The sequence below is a fragment of the Streptomyces sp. NPDC127084 genome (assembly GCF_042724175.1).
Taxonomy (GTDB): Bacteria; Actinomycetota; Actinomycetes; order Streptomycetales; family Streptomycetaceae; genus Streptomyces.
The window spans coordinates 7,985-13,483 of record NZ_JBHXFA010000052.1; the positions used below are offsets into that span (position 1 = coordinate 7,985).

The following is a 5,499-nucleotide window of genomic DNA, read 5'->3' on the forward strand; positions in this document are numbered from 1 at the left end:
AGCGTCCGCCCCACCCCACCACACCCCACCTCTGTCTGGCGCGCGCGCGCGCGCCCCCCCCCCCCCCCCACCCCCCCCCCCCCCCCCGCCGCGCGTGTCACTTACGCAGCATCAGGTGTCATTGCTGCTCCAGGGGCAGGGACCGGCTGAAGGTCCAGTTGCCCGTGGGTGCAGACCAGCTTCCGGCCGGGGGGTTCAGCTTGCCGTCGGACTTGGTCGCCCATGTGAACATGCGGACACTGCCGTCGTCGTAGCCGTAGAACCCGCTGAGGTCGTCCCGTCCGTCACCGTTGAAGTCACCGGTGACGAACTTGATGTGGTCCCGCGCCATGCTTCCGGCTGGCCCGTTCCAGGCCTCGTAGGCCGAGGTGAACGTGCCGGTCGCCGTGCTGGGGAAGACGTGCATGGCGTCATGGCCGTCCACGTAGTCGTACCAGGCGGCGATGTCGTCGCGACCATCGCCGTTGAAGTCGCCCGACAGGAGGGACGTGCGGTTCCAGTCTCCCCAGGTCGTGGAGGACCAGGACGGGACCGGGACGAACTTTCCATCGGCGGTCGCGCTGAACGTCCAGATCTTCTCGCTGCCGTCCGCGTAACCGTAGAAGGCGCCGAGATCATCGCGGCCATCGCCGTTGAAGTCGCCGGTGACGGTCTTGGCGCGGGTCTGATCCCAGCTGTCGACCGAAGTCCAGTAGCTCACCGGGTTGTTGAACCCGCCCTTCACCGTACCGGTGAAGACCCAGGCGGTGTCGTGCTTGTCCGCGTAGTCATACCAGACGGCCACGTCGTCACGGCCATCGCCGTTGAAGTCGCCGCTGTACGGGGTCATCCGGCCGAAGGTCCAACGGCCCGGTTCGACGTTCCAGGACTTGATCGGCGGGTTGAAGGTGCCGTCGCCCTTGCCGGTCCACGTGAACAGGGCGACCGCACCGGTCTCGTACCCGTACACGCTGGCGACATCGCCGATGCCGTCGCCGTTGTAGTCGCCGGTGACGCGCTTCATATGCGGCGCATGGTAATTTCCGGCGGCGGCCGTCCAGGCCGTCTTGGGCACCTGGAAGCTTGCGTCCGAGTTGGCCGTGAAGTTGTGGATCGTGTCGTGGCCGTCGCCGTAGTCGTACCAGGAGGCCATGTCGCTGCGGCCGTCGGCGTTGTAGTCGTGGCGGATCGAGCTGCCGCTGCTCCACAGCGACTGGCTCTTGACGTTGAAGACCACAAGATCGCCGCGGTCCTGGAGCATGGCATAGCCTTCGGGAGCTCTGGTCTTCGACTCCCAGGCCACGGTCGTTCCGTCGGCCTTGTAGACGACGAGGTTTCCGTCATTGCGCATCACGGCCTTGGCGCCGGCGTTGCCTCCCGTCTTGGACGACCACAGGGCCTTGCCTCCGTTGGAGGTGATGACGAGGTTGCCGTCGTCCTGCATCGTCAGCTTGGCCGAGCGGGAGGTCAGGGACTGGCCGCCGGTCAGCGTGGTGCCCGACGGAATGCGGGAACCGCCGGTGATTCCGTCGATGACGAAAGCGGCGCCGAAGGACTTGTTGTCAGCCCCCGGAGTCTTGCCGTACCAGCCGATCATCGTGTTGTCGGTCTTACGGGCCCACAGGTCCGCGAGGCCGTCGCCGGTGATGTCGCCGACCGAGCCGACAGCCGGGTACGTCGACGCCTGGTAGCCGACCGCGATCTTCACCCTGGCCGTGGTGCGCCCCCAGGTCGTCGCGTCGAGGTAGCCGTTGGAGCCCTTCTGGCCGTACGAGCGCCAGATGTCGCCCGTGGCGTTGTCACGCAGCCACAGGTCGGCGATCTTGTCGCCGTTGAGGTCGCCGGGAGCGATCACGGTGAACTTGTCCCAGTCGCCGCCGCCGACGAGCACCGGCTCACGGACGTCGAGGGAGTAGGCCGCGCGGTTTCCGTAGTAGGCCCACAGGAACTTGCCCTGCTTGACCAGCAGGTCCGGTGCGGTGTCACCGTTGAGGTCGCCGGCCGTGATGATCTGCTCGGCGTTGTGCCAGTGGTCGTCACCGGTCCACTTCTCGTCGCCGATGCAGCCGAGTTCCTCGTTCACCTCGGGGCAGGAGACGGTCAGCTCGGTGTAGTTGTCGCTGATGACGCCGCTGCCGTTGTTCGGATAGGTCCACAGCCGCTTGCGCTTCTCGGCACCGTCGTACTCCAGCGCGACCAGGTCGTTGTAGCCGTCCTGGCCCCAGTCGCCGCGCGAGTCCACACTGGCCGCGGAGAAGAACTTGCCGCCGTTGGTGGCCGCGGCGAAGCCACCGTTGCCCTGGCCCGCGTAGGTCAGCAGCGTGCCGTTGGAGTCGACGCTCCAGATATCGCTGTTGGCGTCGCCGTTGAGGTCGGTCGGCCCGTCACGTACCGCGGAACGGCCGGCGTAGTACACGTAGGTCGCGGTGTCCGAGCGGTTGCCGACCTTGTCGACGCTGTACGCGTAGACGAAGTGCGGTCCGTAGCCCGGGGGGTGCACGGAGGCCTGGACACCGGGCGCGGCGTCATTGGGGTCGGGATCGTAGTCGGTCCACCAGACGTAGTGGTCCACATCGTTCACACCGTTGGCCCCCAGGCTGAACTTGCCGGTCTCGCGTGCCTTGCCGGTGACGGCCGGCCAGCCGTTCTCACCGGAAGGGAACTTGCCGTCCGCGGAAGTGATCACGGGCGGCTTGCTCGGCCGGGTGCGGTCGATCGTGAACTTGCACGTCGCCGACACAGGGGATTCCGCCTTGTCCTGATCCCTGGCGAAGACCTTCCAGGTATAGCTACCCGAAGGGAGGTCGGCGTCCGGGACCACCCAGGTGGTCACCTTGCCCTTGTTGGCCGGCAGCGTCTGCGTGGCCGAGGGTTGCGTAGCGCCCGACTTGAAGAGCTGGAACACGGCGGTCAGGTTGCCCGCGTCCTTGTCGTCGAACGTCGCGTACAGGCTGACCCGCGCGTTTCCGATCAGACCGCCCGCCGCGCAGTCCGTTCTGGGGTTGGTGCCCAGGCCGGTCGGCCGCTTCGGCGGGGTGTTGTAGATCGTCTCCAGGATCGCCGTCTTGGCGTCGAACTTCTTCCAGCCGAACGTGTCCGTCTCGTCCGAGGCGTAGAGACCGAGCGTGATGTTCGCCCAACCCTTACGGGCCGCCTCCTGCATCTTGGCGGTGGTGTCGAACTCCAGGTTCCCCGCCGCGCAGTCCTTGCTCCAGCCCTTGGCGTCGTTGACCGTGTCCAGCTTCGACTTCTTGCTGGGCTGGCGGTTCCACGTCGTCTGCTTCGAGATACCGGTGGTGTGCCACAGCTCCACAGGGCGGTTCTGGCAGGACCACGACCACAGGTTGCGGATCCGGAAGACCGACTTCTTCACCTGCACATACCGGGAGTCGCTGGTGTCGAGCTGGACGAAGGACCGGGAGACGCGGTTCGAGCCCCCCGTCTCGGCCTCGTAGCCGACCCGGACCGGGTCCTTGGTGTTCCAGAACGAGGTGTTCGGATACTGCTTGTAGACCCGGGTCCAGTTCTGCTTCTCGCCCCAGGCCCAGGACGGGTCGATGTAGACCGGGTACTGGGTGTCCGCTCCGGTCAGCAGCTCCTGGTCCGGCTTGATCTCCAGCGTGTCACCGGTGACTGTCGTCGGCATCTGGGCGTCCTGTGCGCCCGGCGGAGGCTCGAAGACATCGGCAGGAGCCTCGTCCACGGCATCCCCCGCGGCAGCCGAGAACGAAGAACGGGCTGCTGGAGCACTGCCCGACGAAATGGAGGTGGAGTCCCACATCAACGGCGACGGACTCGTGAAGACGGTCTGACCGGCCGGGTTCACCGCGCTGACGCTGCCGGTGTCCGGGTCGGTGGACACGTCCAGGCCGACGGTGTCCACCTTGTACTTCAGCGCGGCGAGTTCGGGATTGGCAGCTGCCTCGGCTGTCTTGACCACGAGGAGCTGCGAGAAGCCCTCGACCTCGGCCTTGAGCTGGAGGTCCACACCGGGCAGCACCTCGGCGTACGTCGCCACGTTCTCGGCGAGCGTGGGCGCGGGCAGTGCCTTGGGCCAGGTCAAGGAGAGCGTACGCCCGTCCTTGACCCCGGTCAGCAGCGGACCGCTGCCTCCGCCGGAGAAGGACACGTCGACCGTGGACACCTTCGGGCTGACGCGTCTGTCGCTCGAGGCCGTGAGCGTGGGATCGGTGGGGACCCAGTCCCCGTTGCGCAGCAACCGCACCGGTGTGCCGTACCGCTTGACCGACCAGGTGCCATCAGGAAGCGCCCAAGTGTCCGTCGACTCGGTACGGGCCGAGACGAGTTCGTATGGCTTGCCTGTGGACTCGGCCTGTTGGAGAGCGTGGTCCTGTTCACTGACCGAGCCGTCGGCCACCGGATCCGACGATGTGCTCGCCGTGGCCTTCGCAGGAGCCGCCGATGCCGGAAAAGCCATCAGACCGGAACTTGCTATTCCGATGACCAGCGCCGTGGACACGACCTGTCTAAGACGTGACTTTCGCAAAGAAATGCTCGATGACGAGCTGCGCACAAAGCCCACCCTTCATGTGATTGAGATCGGCGGAAACTTTATACACGAGTCACGGTCCGGTCGGCGACGACCCCATGGCCGCGATTGGGCTACCCGCCGCTACAGTCTGGTCTTCAACTCCACGGCACGGGAGGTACGTTGCTGCTATTACCCCGAAACTGTGGGTGTTCTGGTCGCTGCCATGCGTGAGTGAACTGATGTCGTACGCCCAGTAGTTGCCGTCGACTCAGGAGCCTTATCAGGAAGGGGCGTTGTGCACGCTGGTTGCGGGCCGGACTCACGAGGATGTCGCGGTGCGCCTCCGGCGGGAGGAGACGTGGCCGGCGACGGTGCGAGGCCGAAGGCCGAGGACGGGAATGTGCTCTTGGCCGACCAGGTCGGAATCCGTTCCGACCGGTTCACCGGACGCACCTGTGGCACCTAGGCCGCGTCTGACAGCAGACACGACCTAGGGGTGCCGACCGTGCGTCAGCGTCGGCCGTACATCGTCCACGGCTGCTTCGATGGCCCGCACCTCCGCTGCATCCTCGAATAGGGGCCCTTTCGAGTTTCGGATCCCACGACAGACGACCCGGAAGATAGAATTCCCCTTTCGCGGCCAGTCCGCGCGCACGGCCTACGGTTGCGGGCGGCATTCTTGAACGCCCGGGATATCAGCGGCGTCTGGTAGTGGTCGTCCATTGCGTTGCATGGCCGATGGCTTCCTTGATGAACCAGTCGATGACGGTCGCCAAATAGCGCCGGCCTTCATCTGTGGGGACGTGCATCACATACCCCACCAGCTTCTCTCCAGGCCTTTCCGCTGTGGAGCGGCGACCGACGAGGTCTGGCACGGGGCATAGGAGACCGGCCTTGGTCAGGCCGCACCGCTTCGGCCTGGGCTGACAGGAAGCGCGGGGGGGGCGCCCCCCGCGGCCCGCGCCGCGCGCGGGCCGGGGGGCGCGCCCCGCGCCCGCCCCCCGCGGGGGGCGCACGCGCGCCCGCGC

At 66.6% G+C, this 5,499-nt stretch carries 2 protein-coding genes; both read right to left on the bottom strand.

Annotated features, from left to right (window positions below; all coding sequences use genetic code 11):
- Positions 1 to 118: 118 nt before the first annotated feature.
- Positions 119 to 4,459: an FG-GAP-like repeat-containing protein gene (locus ACFWI9_RS14800; RefSeq protein ID WP_387161969.1), complete on the bottom strand. Its 4,341-nt coding sequence runs from the start codon at positions 4,457 to 4,459 to the stop codon at positions 119 to 121.
- 707 nt (positions 4,460 to 5,166) lie between these two features.
- Positions 5,167 to 5,346, bottom strand: a complete 180-nt coding sequence (locus tag ACFWI9_RS14805; RefSeq protein ID WP_387161971.1) for a hypothetical protein — start codon at positions 5,344 to 5,346, stop codon at positions 5,167 to 5,169.
- Between the last annotated feature and the right edge of the window lie 153 nt (positions 5,347 to 5,499).